The organism is Acinetobacter sp. GRABPA_MV_2, assembly GCF_056725885.1.
In genome coordinates this window covers 102,116-123,142 of record NZ_JBWZNA010000004.1, presented here as the reverse complement: position 1 = coordinate 123,142, position 21,027 = coordinate 102,116, and the positions used below count along the sequence as shown (strand labels likewise).

17 protein-coding genes are annotated in these 21,027 nt (G+C 36.9%); 12 read left to right on the top strand and 5 right to left on the bottom strand.

The window, feature by feature from the left end; all coding sequences use genetic code 11:
• Positions 1-25: 25 nt before the first annotated feature.
• The 3 genes from rpoC to ACXM0J_RS05415 all read left to right on the top strand — a co-directional run bounded on the left by rpoC (position 26) and on the right by ACXM0J_RS05415 (position 5,326).
• The gene (gene rpoC / locus ACXM0J_RS05425) at positions 26-4,219 is read left to right on the top strand and encodes a DNA-directed RNA polymerase subunit beta' (RefSeq protein WP_002114988.1); all 4,194 of its coding nucleotides are present in this window, start codon (positions 26-28) and stop codon (positions 4,217-4,219) included.
• 180 nt (positions 4,220-4,399) lie between these two features.
• On the top strand, positions 4,400-4,765 hold the full coding sequence (locus ACXM0J_RS05420; RefSeq protein WP_086264359.1) for a DNA transfer protein p32: 366 nt from the start codon (positions 4,400-4,402) through the stop codon (positions 4,763-4,765).
• A gap of 204 nt (positions 4,766-4,969) precedes the next feature.
• Entirely contained in the window at positions 4,970-5,326 is a 357-nt protein-coding gene (locus ACXM0J_RS05415; protein WP_033849649.1) for a hypothetical protein, read from the top strand.
• A gap of 43 nt (positions 5,327-5,369) precedes the next feature.
• On the opposite strand, the gene ACXM0J_RS05410 is transcribed toward ACXM0J_RS05415, so the two are convergent.
• Positions 5,370-5,855, bottom strand: coding sequence for a DUF4442 domain-containing protein (locus ACXM0J_RS05410; protein ID WP_005079397.1), 486 nt, complete (start codon positions 5,853-5,855; stop codon positions 5,370-5,372).
• Positions 5,856-5,972: 117 nt separating this feature from the next.
• Between ACXM0J_RS05410 and ACXM0J_RS05405 the strand changes: the two genes are divergently transcribed.
• From ACXM0J_RS05405 to htpG, 5 genes are all read left to right on the top strand, one after another.
• Positions 5,973-6,851, top strand: coding sequence for an alpha/beta fold hydrolase (locus tag ACXM0J_RS05405; protein WP_086264358.1), 879 nt, complete (start codon positions 5,973-5,975; stop codon positions 6,849-6,851).
• A gap of 101 nt (positions 6,852-6,952) precedes the next feature.
• Positions 6,953-8,377 (top strand): Na+/H+ antiporter family protein, encoded by a 1,425-nt coding sequence (locus tag ACXM0J_RS05400; protein WP_032005724.1) that lies wholly within the window; start codon positions 6,953-6,955, stop codon positions 8,375-8,377.
• A gap of 329 nt (positions 8,378-8,706) precedes the next feature.
• Complete coding sequence (locus ACXM0J_RS05395) at positions 8,707-9,297, top strand: OmpW/AlkL family protein (RefSeq protein WP_057077303.1); 591 nt, start codon at positions 8,707-8,709, stop codon at positions 9,295-9,297.
• Between the two features lie 186 nt (positions 9,298-9,483).
• Positions 9,484-9,837 (top strand): lysozyme inhibitor LprI family protein, encoded by a 354-nt coding sequence (locus tag ACXM0J_RS05390; RefSeq protein ID WP_086264357.1) that lies wholly within the window; start codon positions 9,484-9,486, stop codon positions 9,835-9,837.
• 101 nt (positions 9,838-9,938) lie between these two features.
• Positions 9,939-11,858 (top strand): molecular chaperone HtpG, encoded by a 1,920-nt coding sequence (gene htpG / locus ACXM0J_RS05385; RefSeq protein WP_086264356.1) that lies wholly within the window; start codon positions 9,939-9,941, stop codon positions 11,856-11,858.
• A gap of 84 nt (positions 11,859-11,942) precedes the next feature.
• Here htpG and ACXM0J_RS05380 read toward each other — a convergent pair whose 3' ends face one another.
• The 3 genes from ACXM0J_RS05380 to ACXM0J_RS05370 form a co-directional block, all read right to left on the bottom strand.
• On the bottom strand, positions 11,943-12,839 hold the full coding sequence (locus ACXM0J_RS05380; protein WP_086264355.1) for a selenocysteine synthase: 897 nt from the start codon (positions 12,837-12,839) through the stop codon (positions 11,943-11,945).
• A gap of 125 nt (positions 12,840-12,964) precedes the next feature.
• Positions 12,965-14,107 (bottom strand): hypothetical protein, encoded by a 1,143-nt coding sequence (locus ACXM0J_RS05375; protein WP_086264354.1) that lies wholly within the window; start codon positions 14,105-14,107, stop codon positions 12,965-12,967.
• 358 nt (positions 14,108-14,465) lie between these two features.
• Positions 14,466-15,167: a DsbA family oxidoreductase gene (locus ACXM0J_RS05370; RefSeq protein ID WP_479750315.1), complete on the bottom strand. Its 702-nt coding sequence runs from the start codon at positions 15,165-15,167 to the stop codon at positions 14,466-14,468.
• A gap of 177 nt (positions 15,168-15,344) precedes the next feature.
• Here ACXM0J_RS05370 and ACXM0J_RS05365 point away from each other — a divergent pair, with 177 nt between their 5' ends.
• Positions 15,345-16,103, top strand: coding sequence for a hypothetical protein (locus ACXM0J_RS05365; protein WP_086264352.1), 759 nt, complete (start codon positions 15,345-15,347; stop codon positions 16,101-16,103).
• A gap of 21 nt (positions 16,104-16,124) precedes the next feature.
• On the opposite strand, the gene ACXM0J_RS05360 is transcribed toward ACXM0J_RS05365, so the two are convergent.
• Positions 16,125-16,490 carry a MerR family transcriptional regulator gene (locus ACXM0J_RS05360; protein ID WP_032063681.1) on the bottom strand — a complete coding sequence of 122 codons (366 nt, stop codon included), beginning with the start codon at positions 16,488-16,490 and terminating at the stop codon, positions 16,125-16,127.
• A gap of 71 nt (positions 16,491-16,561) precedes the next feature.
• Between ACXM0J_RS05360 and ACXM0J_RS05355 the strand changes: the two genes are divergently transcribed.
• From ACXM0J_RS05355 to ACXM0J_RS05345, 3 genes are all read left to right on the top strand, one after another.
• A complete protein-coding gene (locus ACXM0J_RS05355; RefSeq protein ID WP_086264351.1) occupies positions 16,562-17,209 on the top strand; it encodes an RBBP9/YdeN family alpha/beta hydrolase in 648 nt (215 codons plus the stop codon).
• A gap of 246 nt (positions 17,210-17,455) precedes the next feature.
• A complete protein-coding gene (locus ACXM0J_RS05350; RefSeq protein ID WP_213034365.1) occupies positions 17,456-17,947 on the top strand; it encodes a hypothetical protein in 492 nt (163 codons plus the stop codon).
• Positions 17,948-18,059: 112 nt separating this feature from the next.
• Positions 18,060-20,984, top strand: coding sequence for an HD domain-containing protein (locus tag ACXM0J_RS05345; protein WP_086264349.1), 2,925 nt, complete (start codon positions 18,060-18,062; stop codon positions 20,982-20,984).
• Positions 20,985-21,027: the final 43 nt, after the last annotated feature.

The following is a 21,027-nucleotide window of genomic DNA, read 5'->3' as shown; positions in this document are numbered from 1 at the left end:
GCTTCCCGACACACGGAGAAAAAAATTGAAAGACTTGCTCGATATCATGCGTAAGAAAACGGACTCAGATGGTCATGCACCAATTGAGTTTGACCGTATCCGTATTGGTCTTGCGTCACCAGAAATGATTAAGTCATGGTCTCATGGTGAAGTTAAAAAACCTGAGACAATTAACTACCGTACCTTTAAACCAGAACGTGATGGTTTGTTCTGTGCCAAAATTTTTGGACCAGTAAAAGATTACGAATGCTTGTGTGGTAAATACAAGCGTATGAAATACAAAGGCGTCATTTGTGAAAAATGTGGCGTTGAAGTAACTACAGCGAAAGTTCGTCGTGAACGTATGGGGCACATTGAACTTGCTTCTCCAGTTGCACATATCTGGTTCTTAAAATCGTTACCGAGCCGTATCGGTTTATTACTTGATATGACACTTCGTGATATCGAACGTGTATTGTATTTTGAATCATACGTTGTAACTGACCCTGGTATGACTCCGTTTGAAAAGTATCAACTTTTAACAGACGAAGAATACTTCAATGCACTTGAAGAACACGGTGATGAATTCACTGCGAAAATGGGTGCAGAAGCGGTTCAGGACTTGTTGAAAGATATCGATCTTGAAGCTGAAATCGCACGTTTACGTGAAGAAATCCCTCAAACAACTTCTGAAACGAAGTTGAAAAAAGCGTCTAAGCGCTTGAAATTGATGGAAGCATTCAAAGATTCAAACAACAAGCCAGAATGGATGGTGATGAATGTACTTCCTGTACTTCCACCTGATTTACGTCCATTAGTTCCACTTGAAGGTGGTCGTTTCGCGACTTCTGACTTGAACGATTTATATCGTCGTGTCATTAACCGTAACAACCGTTTGAAGCGTCTTCTTGACCTTGCTGCTCCAGATATCATCGTACGTAACGAAAAACGTATGTTACAAGAGTCTGTAGATGCATTGCTTGATAACGGTCGTCGTGGTCGTGCGATTACTGGTTCTAACAAACGTCCATTAAAATCTTTGGCAGATATGATCAAAGGTAAACAAGGTCGTTTCCGTCAGAACTTATTAGGTAAGCGTGTTGACTATTCTGGTCGTTCGGTAATTACTGTAGGCCCTACTTTACGTCTTCACCAATGTGGTCTTCCGAAGAAAATGGCACTTGAATTATTCAAGCCATTCATTTTCGCGAAGCTACAAGCTTCAGGTCAGGCGACTACCATTAAAGCTGCGAAGAAAATGGTTGAGCGTGAGACTCCGGAAGTTTGGGACGTTCTTGCTTCTGTAATTCGTCAACATCCAGTCATGTTGAACCGTGCGCCAACACTTCACCGTTTAGGTCTTCAAGCATTTGAACCTATTCTTATTGAAGGTAAGGCAATCCGTCTTCACCCACTCGTTTGTGCTGCGTTTAACGCCGACTTCGATGGTGACCAAATGGCGGTACACGTTCCATTGACACTCGAAGCACAGTTAGAAGCTCGTGCATTGATGATGTCAACAAACAACATCTTGTCACCAGCAAACGGTGAGCCAATCATCGTTCCTTCTCAGGACGTTGTCTTGGGTCTTTACTACATCACACGTGATGCCGTAAATGCTAAAGGTGAAGGCATGGTGTTCGCGGATACTCATGAAGTAAACCGTGCACTTGCTACTGGTCAAGTTGCAATCCATGCGCGTGTTAAAGTACGTGTACACCAAACTGTTATCAATGAAAATGGTGAACGTGAACACCAAACTATTATTGTTGATACAACACCTGGTCGTTGTTTGCTTTGGGAAATTGTTCCACAAGGCTTAAGCTTTGACATGATCAACCTTGAGATGACTAAAAAGAACATCTCTAAATTGATCAACTCTTGCTATCGTAAACTTGGTTTGAAAGATACAGTTATCTTTGCTGACCAATTAATGTACTTGGGCTTCCGTCAAGCGACTCGTTCAGGTGTATCTGTAGGTATGGAAGACATGCTCATTCCACCTACTAAGCACACGATTATTGATAAAGCAGAAACAGAAGTTCGTGAAATCGAACAACAGTTCGAACAAGGTTTCGTAACTGCTGGTGAGCGTTATAACAAAGTTGTCGATATCTGGGCGCGTACAAACGACCAAGTTGCTAAAGCAATGATGGATAACTTGTCTTATACACTTGTTAAAAACAAACAAGGTGAAGACGAGAAACAAAAGTCATTCAACAGCATCTATATGATGTCTGACTCTGGTGCCCGTGGTAGTGCGGCACAGATTCGTCAGCTTGCTGGTATGCGTGGTTTGATGGCAAAACCGGATGGCTCGATTATTGAGACTCCGATTAAAGCGAACTTCCGTGAAGGTTTAACAGTACTTCAGTACTTTATTTCAACACACGGTGCGCGTAAAGGTTTGGCCGATACAGCATTGAAAACTGCGAACTCTGGTTACTTGACTCGTCGTCTTGTAGACGTAGCGCAGGACTTGGTAATTACTGAACCTGATTGTGGTACAGCGGGTGGTTTAGTAATGACTCCATTCATTCAGGGTGGTGATGTCATCGAGCCATTACGTGACCGCGTATTAGGTCGTGTAACTGCTGAAGATGTACGTCGTGCATCTGATGATGAAGTTGTATTACCTCGTGGTACGTTAATTGACGAGAAAATCGCAGCTCAGCTTGAAGAGGCTGGTGTCGATGAAGTTAAAGTACGCTCTGTAATCGCATGTGAATCAACATTCGGTGTGTGTGCTCGTTGTTATGGTCGTGACCTTGCACGCGGTCACTTGGTAAACCCAGGTGAATCAGTAGGTGTAATGGCTGCACAATCAATCGGTGAGCCAGGTACACAGTTAACGATGCGTACGTTCCACGTAGGTGGTGCTGCGAGCCGAACTTCTGCTGCGAACAGTGTTCAAGTACGTAACAAAGGTACTGTACGTTTCCATAACGTGAAAACTGTACAACATGCAAAAGGCCACTTGGTTTCAGTTTCACGTTCAGGTGAAATTGGTATTGCCGATGATTTAGGTCGTGAGCGTGAGCGTTACAAACTTCCTTACGGTGCAAGCATCTTATTGAAAGATGGTGAAGCTGTAGAAGCTGGCGGTATCGTCGCGACTTGGGATCCGCATACACATCCATTGGTAACAGAAGTTGCTGGTAAAGCGCGTTTCAGCCAAATCGCTGACGGCGTAACTGCAACATCGAAAACTGATGATGCAACTGGTATGACTACTGTTGAAATCTTGCCTGTAACAGCTCGTCCTGCTTCTGGTAAAGATCTACGTCCTGCAATCGTGTTGGATACAACAGATGGCGGCGAACAGTTCTACTTCTTACCACAAAACACAATCGTAACTGTCCGTGATGGCGAAACGATTGGTGTGGGTGACGTTATTGGTCGTGTACCACAAGAAACATCACGTACTCGTGATATTACCGGTGGTCTTCCGCGTGTAGCTGACTTGTTCGAAGCACGTAAGCCAAAAGAGCATGCAATTCTTGCTGAAGTATCAGGTGTTGTAAGCTTCGGTAAAGAGACTAAGGGTAAAAACCGTTTGGTAATTACTCCGGATGATGGTTCTGAGATTTACGAAGAATTGATTCCAAAATGGCGTCAAATCAACGTATTCGAAGGCGAGCATGTAAACCGTGGTGAGACTATTTCTGATGGTCCGCAAAACCCACATGACATCTTGCGTTTGAAGGGCGAAGTTGCATTAACTAACTACATCGTGAACGAAGTTCAAGACGTTTACCGTCTCCAAGGTGTAAAAATCAACGATAAGCACATTGAAGTTATCGTACGTCAAATGTTGCGTAAAGTTGATATCACTGATGGCGGTGATACAAGCTTCATCAAAGGCGAGCAAGTGGATTACATCCGTGTTGTTCAAGAGAACCAAGCTGTCTTGGCTCAGAACAAGTTCCCTGCGAAGTTTGAACGTCAATTGATGGGTATTACTAAAGCGTCGCTTTCTACTGACTCGTTCATCTCTGCTGCATCGTTCCAGGAAACAACTCGTGTGTTAACTGAAGCTGCTGTAACAGGTAAAGAAGATGATTTACGTGGCTTGAAAGAAAACGTTGTAGTTGGTCGCTTAATTCCAGCAGGTACTGGTCTTGCATACCACTTAGAACGTCGTCGTCAAGAAGCAGAAGCTGCAGAGCATGAGCTTCATAATGACTTCAGTGAAGTAGACCAAGCATTTAGCCAAGCATTAAACTCAGAACAATTCTAAGTTTAAACTTGCACTGAAAAAGGCACCTCAGGGTGCCTTTTTTATTTATAGTTATTTTTAACAATTAAGAGTTGTAATTACATAAATATATTAAAGATCCATTAATTTATTACTTAAGCGGGATAAAGACTCCACATAAACATATTAGGCTACATATTTCTGAGGACTGGAGTATTTCTAATGAAAAAAATGATGATGATTGTTAGTGTTGGCCTGATGTCTACAACTTTGTTTGTTGGTTGCCAGAATGCAAGCCCAGAAAGTAAACGTATTGGATCAGCAGCGATTGGTGGTGGTGCAGGTGGTGCCGTAGGAAAACACGTGGGCGGAAATATCGGGGCAGGTCTAGGAGCGGCACTCGGTGCAGGTGTTGCTGCTAATGCAAAAGGATCTAGCAGTAAAACAGTACGTAATAGTGCAATTGGTGCTGGTGTTGGTGCTGTCTTGGGTGGTGCAATCATTGGTGGTGACACTGGCGCTGCAGCTGGAGGAGCACTTGGTGGTAGTGCGGGTGCAGCTTATGAAGAGAAGAAAGGGAAGTACTAAAGCTATTTCTAATAATATCTAAACCTAGAAGTCTTTAACTTGTTAAGGACTTCTTTTTTATAATTAAAATTTTGATTGATGATCATAAATAGAAGAGCTTTACAAAATATCAATCGATTAGGACAGATGGATAACACAATCTGACTAAATTCCTCATAAAAGGGGATTATTCTTTTTATTAGAACAGGTATTGGGAGTATGGCCATGAAAAAAACAATTGGATTAGTTTCTGCTTTAATGTTGTCTACGCTTGTGTTTACGGGCTGCCAAAATATGAGTCCATCTGACCAGCGTATTGGTGCAGCAGCAGCAGGTGGTGCACTAGGTGGTGGTTTAGGTAACCATGTAGGCGGTGGTGTTGGTGCAGGCTTAGGTGCAGCAGTAGGTGCTGGTGTTGGTTCAAATAGCCAAGGTGGTAGTAAACAGACAACGACTAAGAGTGCGATTGGTGCTGGTATCGGTTCAGTCGTAGGTAAAGCACTGATCGGTGGTGACTCTGGTGCTGCAATTGGTGGTGCGATCGGTGGTGGTGCTGGTGCTGCGATTGAAGAAAAAAGATAAAAATTTAGCAAATAAAAAATAAGCGCTAAAAGCGCTTATTTTTTTATTGAGGGAAAGGTTTCGCTTTTTTACGTCTGATATAAAGCGTTTTTTGAACCTCTGCAATTCTTACTCCAGATTCATCAAAAATGTTTAGATGATAGGTTCTTAAAACAGGCTCATAGTTTTCGGCGAGTTCACGGATTTGTTCAATTTCAGCTAAATCGACTCGTATATCTGCATGTACTGTACTTCGGCCAGGGGACAGAAAATTAATTTCAGCTGCTTTGTCCCAAACAATATATTTTGATCCGAGATGATGCATCAGAATCATCATATAAAACGGGTCAACCATTGAATAGAGACTTCCACCAAAATGTGTACCGACTAAATTTTGGTTTTTCCAAGTCAGGGGCATTTTTACGCGCACATGGCAAAGTTCTAAATTCATGATTTCAATATAAATCCCTGCGCCACGATAAGGGGGATAGTGATTAAATAAAAATTTTGAAATCGTAGGATTGTTCTGAAGTCTTCTTAAAATAGCCATAATAGTCAATTTTTTTTATTGCAACAGTATTCATACTAGATAAGTATCATCTTTTTTATATTGATGGCAATGCTCTATCCGACTAACGACATGATCGATTGAAAAACAAGATAGGAAATGATTATGCAGCCAAAAGTTCATACAGTAACAACAAGTGATCAACAAACGCTTTGTGCTAAAACATGGGGTGACGAAAAAAATATTCCTTTGGTCTTAGTACATGGCTATCCAGACAATCAAGAAGTATGGGAATCAATCATTGAGCATTTAATCAATGACTTCTATATTGTTACTTACGATGTGCGTGGAGCTGGTTTGTCATCTATACCAAAACGTATACGTGATTACCGTTTAGAGCGTTTATCTCTAGATCTCCAAGAAGTTGTTGATGAGTTATTGCCAAATCGTCAATTCCATATGGCTGCCCATGATTGGGGTTCGATTCAGTCTTGGGAGTCGGTCACTGAGCCTAAGTTCAAAGGTCGTTTATTATCATATACCACCATTTCTGGGCCATGTCTTGATCATGCCGCTTTATTTTTGCGTGATAAATTTAAATCTTCACCCGCTCAAATCTTAAAAATATTAACCAAATCTTGGTATATCGGGGCATTCCATCTTCCGTTAATAGCACCAACAGTATGGTCTCTATTTAGTCCTGAAAAATGGGGTAAAGTTCTTACTCAGCTAGAAAGGAAAAGTAATTTACCTTTAAATAATAATATTAATGCAGATGGAAAATATGGCATTAATTTATATCGTGCCAATTTTATTCCTCGCTTAACTGGCCCACGTCAACGTTATGCACAGTGCCCAGTTAAGGCTGTTATTTTAAAATATGATACTTTTGTAAGCCCAGAATACATCACTGAGGCTATGCCAAAGTGGGTTGAAAAATTTGAAGATGTAGAGCTTAATGCAAATCACTGGGCAATTCTGAGTGAGCCAGAGAAAATAGCAACTCATATTCGTGAGTTTATTAAAGCTCAAGCGTAACAGTGAAATAACTGCATAAAACTGTTAATTCGGCGATATTTTCGGCTTCATAGATATGAATCTGCTAGAATATCGCCTTTTGTTTTGCTCTGAACTTATTCATGAATGCTGTCGTTATTGCGATTGCAGTGATGTTTTTATTATCACTGGCGCGCGTTTCTGTCGTACTGACTTTAGTGGTTTCTGCCATTGTGGGCGGCCTCGTAGCAGGTTTAAGCCTTTCTCAAACCGTTGAAGCTTTTAACGCTGGTCTTGGCGATGGTGCTGAAGTTGCACTTGCCTATGCAGTGTTAGGGGCATTTGCTCTGGCTCTATCAAAATCTGGTTTACCTGATTTACTTGCCCATAAGCTGATTGGTTTATTGGGAATGGAAGCTGGGAAAAGCCGTCAGACTAAAGTGAAATATCTCCTCTTAGGTATTTTATTAATTTCTGCTATTTTCTCTCAAAACCTTATTCCAGTTCATATTGCCTTTATTCCTGTATTGGTTCCGCCACTATTACGGGTAATGAACCATTTAAAATTAGACCGCCGCGCCGCAGCCTGTGTACTTACGCTAGGTTTGGTAGGTACTTATATTTTTCTTCCAGTTGGATTTGGTGCAATTTTCCTTGAACAGATTCTGATGGGAAATATCAACAAAATTGGGGCAGCGTACGGTTTACATGTTGATCGGGCAATGATGCCAATTGGCATGGCTATTCCTGTTTTGGGTATGGTTTTAGGCACCTTGGTTGCTGTATTTATTAGCTATCGTAAGCCAAGAATTTATGCTGATCGTGCGATTACACCTGTGACCACCATTGATTTAGATAAACCTCTTCGCGCAACTACCCAAGATGAAACAGCTGACTTAAAAGCAGATGCTGAAGAGTTAAAGCATGAAGCAGAGCAAGCACCAGTTATTGCAAAGAAAACAATCTTGATGGCACTGCTTGCAATTGGTTTAACGCTCGCTGCGCAGCTGTATTCAGGTTCGATGATTTTGGGTGGTTTAGTCGGTTTTGCTGTTCTATCTACTGCCGGAATTTTTAAATGGCAAGATGCAGATGATGTCTTTGTACAAGGCATGCGAATGATGGCTTTAGTAGGCTTTATCATGATCTCTGCTGCTGGTTTCGCATCAGTAATGACTCATACTGGTGATATTAATCAGTTAGTAAATGGTGTGGTTGAGATTATTGGAGATAACCGCGCGCTTGCAGCATTCTTAATGCTTTGTATTGGTTTATTTGTCACCATTGGTATTGGTTCATCTTTCTCAAGTGTTCCTGTATTAGCTGTTATTTATGTGCCTTTATGTGTGCAGTTTGGTTTCTCACCATTAGCAACGATTGCACTTATTGGTACAGCAGCAGCATTAGGTGATGCTGGATCGCCAGCCTCTGACTCAACCTTAGGGCCAACAGCTGGTTTAGGGGTAGATGGGCAACATGACCATATTTGGGATACAGTCGTACCTACCTTTATTCACTTTAATATTCCACTATTAATTTTTGGCTGGATCGCTGCAATGGTTTTATAAAGTTTTTATAAAATATTAAAGTATAAACCTTCTTAATAATGATCTTTAGATTTAAATTAAGAAGGTTTTTTATTGTCTAAATAAAACATGTATTCAAAATAAATTATATTAAAATACTCGGAATTTAAAAGTATATTAAAATGGTTGGTAATATAAAATAATCTTGATTAATGAGGTTGGAATAAAAACCTATTAAAATAGTTGGATAATATATAATTTTATTTAAAACAGTGGTTTAAAAATAAACTATAAAATAATTTTATAATGAGTATTGCATGGTTTTAAAATAAATGTTTATTATAAATATAAATAAGGTTGGAGATATTAAAGTGTTCAAAAAAGCTTTGGTTATTGCATTAATGGGGATGTCTTCTTTTACTTTTGCTGGTAACTGGCAAGTGAAATTTGGTGGTAGCGTTATTGCTCCATCGGAAGATACAACAACACCTTTAGGCGTGGTAAAAGCAGATCATGAATATGCATTTACACCATCTGTAGAATACTTTTTTGGTCAATCTCCATTTTCTGCAGAATTATTATTAGCAACACCTATTAATCATGATGTATTGCTAGATGGTAAAAATGCAGCACGTATAAAACAATTACCACCAACAATTACTGCAAAATATCATTTTAAAAATTCGACTCGTTTCACACCGTATATTGGTATTGGTGCTACAGCATTTATTCCTTGGGATGAAGAAGGGGCGGCAGTAAAAGTTAAAGAAGATTTTGGCGTGGCAGGTCAAGTTGGTTTTAATTTCCAACCTGCTGATGCTAAAAACTGGGGTGTATTTGTAGATGTACGTTATGCTGATATTAGTCCTGAAGTAACAATTGATCCATCAATTGCTAACTACAAGTTTGATCTAGATATTAATCCTTTTGTTTACACTTTAGGTTATAGCTATAAATTTTAAGCATAATAATAAATAGAAAAATATAATAATAAACCTAGACTCAGGCACCTCACATATATTTTATGTGAGGTTTTTTTATGGATTTTATTTGCACGAAAAAAGCATAAAACAGACAGTTTTACACATATTTTCTGCAAGTTTTTTTCTAAACTAATTTCTATTCATTACAAGCATGGGAATAAAAACATGAATAACAAATTAGCGATTTGTTTAGCACTCTTGAGCGGTATTGCTTTTACTCAAAATTTACAAGCTGCAAGTTTTTCTTGCGATGCTGCAAAAACGAAAACGGAAAAAAGTATTTGTAAAAACCGTTCTTTAAATGATGCAGATGTAAAAATGGTAACGACGTATCAAATCGTTCTGCATGCTTTACCTATGGGTGGGCGAGATAATCAGAAAGATACTCAGCAGCAATGGCTGAAAAAAAGAAATGCCTGTGCTGCCAATGTCAGTTGTATTAGCAAAGCTTACCAACAACGTCAAAAGCAGTTAGATACGATATTGCAAGATAGAGTGTTAAGCCAGGGCCCATTTTAATTAGAGTAAAAATTTTTAATATTCAGGATTGAAAAATTCTAGAAGTACTCCATTCATAAAGCATTCGAGAACAAACAGCTTCAAAATTTAAGGAGTGATTTATGAGTGAACAAGCATCACAAAATTATAGTTTCCAAGCAGAAGTAGCCCAGCTTTTACATTTAGTGACGCATTCTCTCTATTCTAACCCTGAGATTTTCTTACGTGAGCTTATCTCTAATGCATCAGATGCATGTGATAAGTTACGTTTTGAAGGAATTAATCATCCTGAATATTATGAAAATGATCCAGACTTACATGTACGAATCAGCTTAAATAAAGAAGATAAAACGTTAACGATTTCTGATAACGGTATTGGTTTAAGCCAACAAGAAGCAATTGATAACTTGGGTACAATTGCTAAGTCAGGCACTAAAGATTTCATGTCAAAATTGACTGGCGATCAAAAAGCAGATGCTCAGTTGATTGGTCAATTCGGTGTGGGTTTTTATTCTGGTTTTATTGTTGCCGACAAAATTACGGTTGAATCACGCCGTGCAGGCTTAGATGCATCTGAAGGGGTGCGCTGGATTAGTGGTGGTACAGGCGAGTTTGAAGTTCAGCAAATTGATAAGGCTTCCCGTGGTACCGACATTATTCTTCACTTACGCGATGATGCGCTTGATTATTTAGAATCTTACAAAGTTAAGCAAATCGTTAATAAATACTCTGACCACATTAGCTTGCCAATTGAAATGCAAAAAGAAGTTTGGCAAGAAGAAGAGGTTGCTGAAGGTGAAGAGCCTAAAGGCGGCCAAATGGTCAAAACTGACGAGTGGGAAGCGATTAACTCGGCAAGTGCTTTATGGACACGTAACAAGAGTGAAGTGACTGAAGAGCAATATATTGAGTTTTATAAAAACTTAACTCATGACTTTGAAGCACCACTGGCTTGGGCACATAACCGTGTTGAAGGTAGTACGGAATATACCCAATTACTCTATATTCCAAGTAAAGCTCCACATGACATTTTTACTCGTGAAGCAAAAGCGGGAATTAAACTATATGTAAAACGCGTCTTTATTATGGACGATGCGGATAATTTAATTCCGAACTATTTACGCTTTGTTCAAGGTGTAGTGGACAGTGCTGATTTGCCGCTTAATGTTAGCCGTGAGTTGTTGCAAGAAAGCCGTGATGTCAAAACGATTCGTGAAGGTAATGCACGCCGTGTATTAACTGTACTTGATGGTTTGGCTAAATCGGAAGATGAAAAAGACCAAGAAAAATTCAAGATTTTCTACAGTGAATTTGGTTCAGTACTTAAAGAAGGCTTGGGCGAAGACTTTGGTAACCGTGAACGTATTTTAAAATTATTACGTTATGCGACTTCAACAAATGATGAAGTAACGACTTCTTTTGCTGACTATAAGGCACGTATGAAAGAGGGGCAAAAAGCCATCTATTATGTGACTGCTGACAGTCTAGCAGCAGCGAAAAACTCGCCGCAGCTTGAGTTGTTTAAGAAAAAAGGTATTGAAGTGTTATTAATGGCAGAGCGTGTTGACGAATGGGCAATGAATTTTGTCCAAGAGTTTGACGGTACGCCATTAAAGAACGTGTCTAAAGGCGCGGTTGATTTAGGTGATTTGCAAGATGCTGAAGAGAAGAAGGCACTTGAGCAAGCGGCTGAACAGTTTAAGCCTGTGGTTGAGAAATTAAGTGATTCGTTGAAGGCTAAAACTAAAGAAGTACGTGTAACAACTCGTTTGGTAGATTCTCCTGCATGTTTAGTAACAAGTGAGGGTGAGTTGTCTCCTCAACTTATTCGTATGCTTAAACAAGCGGGGCAAGCTGTACCTGAAATCAAGCCAATTTTAGAAATTAACCCTGAGCATCCTTTGGTGAAAAAACTTGAAGGTTCAGAACAGTTTGATGATTTGGCAAACGTGATTTTTGATCAGGCTGTGATTGCAGAAGGTGGTTTACCAGAAGACCCAGCAGCTTATGTGAAGCGTATTAATAGCTTATTGTTGAAATAATTTTTTGATATAAAAAAGCCTCTGAACTGTCAGGGGCTTTTTTGTGGATAAAGAAAGAGTTATCCACAACTTGATGATTTTTGGTTAAAAATTAGCTTCAAGATTCATTTGCACACTAAGTTGATGCTTAGGATCATCATCAATATGATTAAAAAAATTAAGATCATTTTGCATAAAAATCCAATCTCGCCATATGGGCTGACGCCATGAAATATAAGGACCCCAGCTATTTAGTCGAATATCATTTTTGGTATATACACCACCGCTATAAATACCGTAAGTCAGACTATTATCTTTTACAAACTCAAATTGTTGAAAAGTCCAATTGCCCCAGTTGTAATCTTCATTTTCGCTCTTGTTCACATTAAATTTATTAGAAAATAATGTGTTATCTTGCATTTTTTGCGTTAGGTTTAGCGTGGTTTCAGTGTAGTTTCGGCTAGTAGAGCCATAGCGAAATATCTGCTCTGTATCAAAGCTAATGTTATGTCTCAAATTCCATTTCTTTTTTGCCAGAAACTGGACATACACATCACTCTCAGAGTTAGATCCTAAATCAAGGTCATTTTCAAAAGGCATCCATGTTGAAATGGTGGTCCAGCTTGCACTCAGCGGATTAGTAGCCGAAACCTGTGCCGATGAGGTCTTCTTCTTTTTCTTACCAAAGGCTTTATAAGTTTGTTCAGGCTGAGTCGCACGTTTCCATAACGTATTATTTCCAAATACAGCCATAAGTTCTTGAATTAAACCAGCATCAGATAAAGCATTGTGTGCTTCTACTTCACAAGGTGAGTGTGAAAGTGATTGTCTTTTTACTTTAGCGAAGCTTGTAGAAGAATAGGGGTAACGCCGTGACCGTTGGTGTTTTAAAGAGTTATAAAAAAATTGAGTATGTGGAAGTAAAGCTAATAGACCTAAACTATAAATACAAATGAAGACTGTCGATTTATTTTGAAATGGAGAAGAAGAAAATTGATTCATTTTTAAAGATAAGGAATCAAAAATAAAATTAGAACAAAACTTTAAAAGGCTAATCTTAAAATTTTATTTAAAAGTATTTTATTCTTCATCACCTTGGATAAGGTTCCAAGGTGATGCTATTTAGCTTAAAAGAGTGCTTCTAAGCGTAAGAAGGTACTAACAAAATGATTGCGATCTTCACGGTGGTCATTAAAGTAATTTACATCTCCTTGTACAAAGAACCATTCCCGTAAAACGGGTTGGCGCCATGAAACAAACGGTCCCCAACTGTTTAAACGTAAGTCATTGTCGTTGTAATAACCACTAGTATAAATACCATAGTTAAAACGATTGTTTGCAAAGAAACTGTGTTCACGGAAAGTTCGGTTTTCCCAAGCTAGATCATCGTCTTGATCATCAGCATAGGTCAGGCTGAACTGATTCGATAAAAACGGTTGATTTGGCCTAGCATGTGTAAGTTCAAGATTGGTACGCAGATAGTTTTCGCTATCTATGCCGTAACGATAAATTTGCTCTGCATAAAACTTAAAATCATTACGAAGTTGCCAGTCTCTTGATGCTTTTAAACGAACATAAATATCGTCTCCAGAACGAATACCTAAGTCAGCATCTGTTTCAAAAGGTAACTTTTTCGAGAAATTTGACCAACGTAAAGCGATCGAGCTGTTGTCATCTCGAGTTCGTTTACCATCTAACTTTTTATTTGGATCTTGATTGGGATTCTGATTGACATTGGCTGGGCTATTATTAAATTCGTCATCTAAAGAGTCATCACCAAATACCACGCTAATGCGTTTCTCTAGAGTAGGTAATTTAATCTTACCGCGAATTCTGGGTTTGATTTCATAGTTATCGTATTCATTCCAATAGTTATCGACCATGACACGAATGGTTGCGGTAGCTGGCTTTTGTGGATCGACTTCACCAAACCAATTATCAATTTTTTCAGAAGTACGATCGGCCCAATTACGAATTTTCTTTTGCTTACGGTCAACCCAGGTTTGATCTTCTGTTTGTTCGGTAGGTGGAACAATAGGTTGATTAGACTGCTCTGGAAAAATAGTTGGAGTCGCGTCCACCCAGCGCGGAATTTGATCTAACAGATTTTCATCTGAGTTAACTTCGGTTTGTACTCCAGATGATGTACTTCCTACTTGTTGGTTTGTAGAAGAAGAGGCAGTCTCTGCATGAGCGATGCATACTGAACCAAATCCAATAGTTAAAAGTGCAAAAAGCTGCCGGTATGGCATTACATGAAATGTTTTCATATCTATCTTTATGTTTTGTTGTTGTTTCCACTTTTGTTGATTTTTCTAATAAAATCAAGAGGGAGACACAAAAGTTAAGTAAATTTAACTTTTTTTACATATTTGAAATAAATGAAAAAGTTTAAGCTAGTAGCGGTTATTTTTAGCCAAAAAAATCCCCCAGTGAAGGGGGATGATAGATCAAGGAAACTTTAAATTCCGATCATTAAACACATAAAAAACAGAACATTACAGCGCGAATATTCTAAGCGGCAATAATAAACTGATTTTTAGCAATTAGATAGTTCTTTTTTTAGAACGCTCTATTGCTAAAATGGTGATAAAACATACGATTTGATCACATTTTAATTGTGTTGATCTATTTCTGTGGAATATCACATGATTCATCAGTACAAACAGCTGCATCATCTTGCTCGACTTCTTCAGTATTTGCTTTGATTTGCGCTTTTTCTAAAACCTGTAAAAAGACTTCACGTGGCTGAGCGCCAGCAAGCGCGATTCTTTGGTCGAATACAAAAAATGGCACACCAGTTACATTGAGCTGCTCTTGGGCAATTTTTTCATCATGGCGGACAAAGTCAGATAGTTCATTGGTATCTAATACATATTCAACTTCAGCATTGTCTAAACCAATACGAGATGCAATTTCTTCTACGACTTCACGTTCGCCAATTGCGAGACCTTCGGTCATATAAGCATGGAAAAAGGCTTCTTTAGCTTCATTACCTAAACCTTTGCTTTGTGCAAGGTGAATAATACGGTGTGCATTAAAACTATTGCCTGAGTTGGCTTTTTGCCATTGAAAATCAATACCTTCAGAGGCAGCCATGGCCGCAATATTGCGTTCCATTTCTTCCATCTCTTCATAGGTACGGCCATATTTTTTAGCTAAACGCTCAGTATTTGAAGTGTCATGTTTTGCTGGCGCATCAGGATCTAATTCAAAACTATGCCAGTGAATTTCAAGATCAATACCTGCTTCCGCAGCGACATTTTCAAGGCGTTTTTTGCCGATATAACAGAAAGGGCAAACTACATCAGACCAGACATCAACACGCATGGGAGAATCTCATAAATTTTAATTACCCATCATAATAGGGATGATGCACAAGGATTTAAAGCTTTGAGTAGCGAATACAGTGTTGCGTATTGTGAAATAAATGGCATATAAAGAAGAATAAGCTCTATTTTATAACTATAAAGAGCAAAACTATAAGAATGGAAATAGGAGGTGTGTATGCGCCGAGTTTTGATTGCGATTGCAAGTCTGGTTGTTATCACAAGTATTATTTTTTTCACCTATCAACATATCAAACAGCAGCAGGCCAAAGACAGTAGTCAAATGTTTGATGTGGTCATGACTGAAAAAATGAACCAGCTTTATGACCAAGCACAAGACTGGTCTAAGCCCGTCCAGCTCGATATTCATGATAAGCGTTTGGCAGGGCACTATAAGCAAATTTCAGAATTCCTTTTAAGTTATTGGATTCAAAATATAAATGCACGAAACGCATACTTGAGAGAACTTAAAGCAGCAAAATGGGATACTTTTTTAAATGTGGATCGTTTAGATCTTGATAAAAAGCAAAAATTTGTAGAAACCGAAAAAATGCTAGCTGATGTTCGTAAAGCTTCAGATCAGTACCAGACTGAATATGAAAAGATTCATAAAACTTTCTTAGCAAAGGTTCAGGAATTATCTGTTGATGCAGAGATGAGACAACTCCTTGAAATGAAATTGGGAACACAGCAAAAAGCCGATCAAGATCATGCAATTTTTATGATTGAACTAGAAATTTTAGATAAAGCTGAACAAATGTTTAAGCTTCTAAAAAATTATGAATGGCAAAAAAAAGATCAGATGATTCTTTTTCATGAAAATGCTCAGGTCAAACAGTTTAATGAGCTTTATCAAGATGTTCTAAAACTAAATGCAAAAATTGAAAAAATTAAGAAAAAGAATGTGGCCGCGCTCGAAGGAGATTTAAAAGAATAAGCAAAGCATGAGCATCAAAAATTATGGTTTGGTGCTTTCGACTTTTCCTTTGGTTAAAAAAGATTGTAATAAACTTTGAGAAGATTGTAGTTTGATTAACTGCTCAGACACATGCATGAGCTCAGTTTGCAGCTTTTCTTGAACTACTGAACATAGCGTAAATACGCGTTCATCTAAATCAAAACAAGGCAGCAAGACCTGAATATCTTTTAAGTTCATGCCTGCATCATTCAATATTTTAATTTTCTTAATATTTTCAATATCTTTTTGCGTATAACTTCGATAGTTATTACTTGCTCGATGAGGCTGTATAAGCCCTAAACTCTCATAATAACGCAGCATACGAGGGCTTACCTTTGTGAGTTCGGCAACTTTGGCAAGGTTCATAAAATAGGGTTGACTTTAACAGTGGTGTCATAGTTTAGCATGTTTATATCTTTCAAAATGGTACTTGTTCCATGATTAGAAAACTCATTTTATTGGTGTTATTCGGCTTCATGTCATTTGTTGCAAATGCCAAAACAATTGAACTTCAGGAGAAGAGCATGCGTCAAATATTTGTACTTCATGGTTATTCAGCTTCTATAGATGATCACTGGTTTTTAGACCTAAAACATCAAATAGAAGATGAGCATACAACTGTTACTTTAATTCCATTTCCAGATTCTGAGAATCCTGATGTAAATGCATGGCAAAAGGTTTTAGATCAACAGGTCCCTAAGGTGGATGAAAATACCTATTTTGTTGCGCACAGTTTAGGGGTGATTACGTTACTGCACTTTTTACAAAGACATGATTACCAAAAGATTGGAGGAATGATTTTAGTATCTGGATTTTCTGGACCAATCTCAGACTTTTCTCCACTCGATGCTTATATAACAAAAAGTAAAGTCAACACGGATTACTTTAAGGACATAAAGAAAAAGCTGGTGTATTTGTCTGATAATGATGATTTGGTTCCGCCCAAACTGACGATTCAATTGGCGAAAGAAATTGATGCGCCGTACATTACCGTTCCTAATGGTGGACATTTTTTAGGTCGTGAAGGTTATACGTCGTTTCCACAAGTCGTGAATTCTCTAAAAGAGATGCTAGACAGTAAATAAAACTTATAAGATGAATAGCACACTATAAACTAGACACTTTTGCCTAATTTATAGTGTGCTTTATATAGCTTGCAGGTTTTAATAAATAGAAGAACCCTACTATTACATTAAAAATTTTAATTATATTTACCGTTTATCTGAGCCTTACTGAATCAAATTCGACTTTGTTGTAGCCTATTTATAGATACTTTTAATTTAATCATCATCTTTTAATTGAAATAGGGTGACTGATTTTTGGAGCAAGTTATGAACTTTCTAAAACAATCAGCCTTAATTGCTGCATTTGCTTTTATGGGTTTACCGACTGTTCAAGCAGAAGAAGTGGCTACTTTACCAACAATTCGCGTTATGGCTGAATCTGAGTTACGTGAAGAGGTGGGTTTTGTACCTTTCCAGGAAGATAAAAAAGTGCGCCAGGCGCTGCAACAACATGAGTATAAAACACATTACGATATACAAAATGCTTTAGTCCCTGAAGGCATGACTACGGTAGATTATCAGCCAGTTATGGCACAGCCTGATTTGTCTCAACTTTCTCCGTTCTTACAACAATACATTTTAGCGGTAGCGGGTGGGATACAGTCTTCTGATCCAACCAATGGTATTTTTAAGATGTTAGAGCCTCTGAAAATTTACCGAAGTAATGTCGATGCTTTTCGTGAAGGTACGATGAAAGTAAATATTGATGACATTATAGATTTGCAGAAGAAAATCGAGAATGGATTAGCTGGTCGATAAAAAAATCCCCGCATTGAGCGGGGATTTTTATTTAAAAAGAATCTGTTATTTTGATCGAAAAGTAAAAGTTGCGTTATTATGGGTGTAACTATACTTATTTAAAAATAAAGATATGAGTACAAGATTAATTCAGCACCTCAAGAATAAATGCGAAGCAGATGCTAACGTTGCAATTTTATATGCTCAGTGGGAGTTCGATCAAAAGTTAGTAGGAAAGGCATTAGAAAATATTGGGGGATTTTATCCGCACTTTAGTAATCATAATGCATCACACTCACAACAAATATTAGTGAATATCGAACGTGTTCTTGGTGAAGATGTTGATTTGTTAAGTGCCACAGATGCATGGTTAATTCTTGAAGCTGCATATTGGCATGACGTAGGAATGTTAGTAGATGCAAAAAATGCTAAAGACGTGCATTCAAATCCTGACTTCAATTTTATGATCCAAACAATCGCGAATGAAAAAGGACATGATTTACAGAAATTTTGCCAAGCTTATGTCGAAAATAATTGGTTATCAGCAATTGGTACTGTAGATCATCCTTTTGATGGGGTGGAAAAATATCGCCAACTAATTGCGGAATGGTTTAGAAGAGGGCATGACAAAAGAGTTGGAAAATTGGTTGAAGACCCTTTCAAAGATTTAGGAATAACATCACCTAGAACAGAACTTTTACCGAACCGAATTTATCGTTATTTAGGACAAATTTGTGTTTCTCATGGTATGAGTTTTGATATTTTAATGGAAACGTTACCTTATAAACAGACAGGTTTAGGTACAGAAGATTGTCATCCGCGCTTTATAGGATGTTTACTTCGTTTAGGTGATTTATTTGATTTAGATGACAACCGTTTTTGCCCTGTTATGGCAAAGCATGTCAGTAATATGCCTTCAGTAAGTAAACATCATAATAATAAACATCTGTCATTGCGTGAATTTCAGCTTGATAAACGAACAGTAAAGCTAGTTGCAGAATGTCCTGATGAGATGTCTTATGTCGAAACTCAAAATTGGTTTGGATGGATACGTGAAGAATTCCAAAATCAGATGTCTCAATGGAATTTAATCGTACCAAGTTTAAAATTTGGTTCACTACCGACAATTGAGCAATTAGAAGTGAGGATGGAGGTAAAATATGATGAAGGTGTGAAAAAAGAAAAAATACTTTTAAATAATAAACCGATGAAGTTTACTATTGATGAAAAAAATGGCATGGAATTATTGCAGGGAGCAAATTTATACAGTAGTGATTTAAGTATTTATCGTGAATTGATCCAAAATTCTATTGATGCAACTATGCTTAGAATCTGGTTGGAAGAGGATCAAGAATTTCTGAAGAATATGAATCCTTATAATGATGAGTTTAGGAAAATTCTAGAAAAATATCCATTAGAAATATTAATTAATGATATTAAAGATGAAAATAATAAAAGTATTGGAGTTTGGCAGGTTACTATCAAAGATAATGGTATTGGTATATCATCTGATGATTTAAAATATATGCAAAGTATGGCTGGTTCAAAAAATAATATTAATAAGAATAAGCTAATTAAAGAAATGCCTACTTGGATGAAACCATCTGGTGAATTTGGTATAGGTTTGCATAGTTGTTTTCTTTTATCAAAAGATCTACCCGAAGATTATAGAGATATTCACTTTGTAACTAAAAGCTTTTATACTAATGAAAGCTTAGATATTAAAATGAGTAGCCCTTTAGGAGGAAAGAAAGGTTATTGTTTTATAACAAAAAAATATGATTTTAAAAGTAAAGTTGGTACTGAGTTATCATTCTATATTAAATCAACTGGACTAATTTTGGATAATTTTTTTGAAAGTCTTAAGAAAAATAATTCAAAATTAGATATGAATATAATTTTTGAAGAATCTAAGAGAGTTTTTTTAGAAAGTATCTATAAAATTTTTTCTTACTCACCTATTTTTATAAAAAACTCAAAAAAATTAGAGTTCCATTTTAATTGGAGTAATGAACGGAATGTAGCATACAATTTTTCACTTGAATATAATGAGGTCAGTGATCGGTTTGTTGGTTTTAGAGGGCAAAATACTAAAAACACATTTATTAATTTTCCTTTTTCTATTATGTTAGATTATTTTGGTGAAAAAGCTAATGATGCTTTAGAGGTTAATAGAGATAAATGGAAGTCTAGTTTTGAAAAAAAACATAAGTCTGATGTAATTAAATTAATGACTGAGTATTTGAATTTGAATCATGATCAGGACAAAAATATAGAAGCAAAAGTGTTAAATAAGTTAGTGTTTAGAGATAAGACAAATATCTCTGGCTGGGAAGAGTATAAATTCAAATTTAAAGATACTAAATTGTCGATTTTAGACATTTTAGAATACGATGATGTATATATTCTAACTAATAATAACTCTGTGGTAAGAAAAGTATTAAATTATATTGATGATGAAAAAGTATTAATAATAAATGGTGAATCTTATAAACAGCTAAGAATTTTATTTGATTTCTTAAATGAAGTTAAGTATGTTAGAGATAATGATTTTAAAATAAATTTTTATGAGTTAAATGAATGTGCTGATACTGAGCAATATGATAGAGAATATATTGATATTATGTTTTTGACGAAAGTTGAAAGTGAGCCATTTGATCAAATTTATGAATATAATTTTGATTGGTCAGAAATAGAAATAAACAACTTTGTTGACCCAGCTCAACATGAAAATGATCATATTTTTGAGATTGTAAGAAGTCACTATAATCAATGGTGGGGTAATTCATCAATATTGATAGAAGATAAACTTATATTGAAACTTTTTCCAATTTTAGTAATTTCTTATAAAAACACTAATGTAATTATTAGTCCTTATCAAATAATTAATTCAAACATAGAGTTAATGGATTTATCTTTGTTATCAGAAATAGTTTTTAATAATAATGTTGATTGTTACATTTCGATTAGTGAAATTAAAAATGAATATGAAAGGTTAAAAGGAATTTTAACTAAAAAAATTTATGAAATGAATGTTGGTGAAAAGTTTGCTTTATAAAAAAATCCCCGCATTGAGCGGGGATTTTTTTATCTTGGTGTTA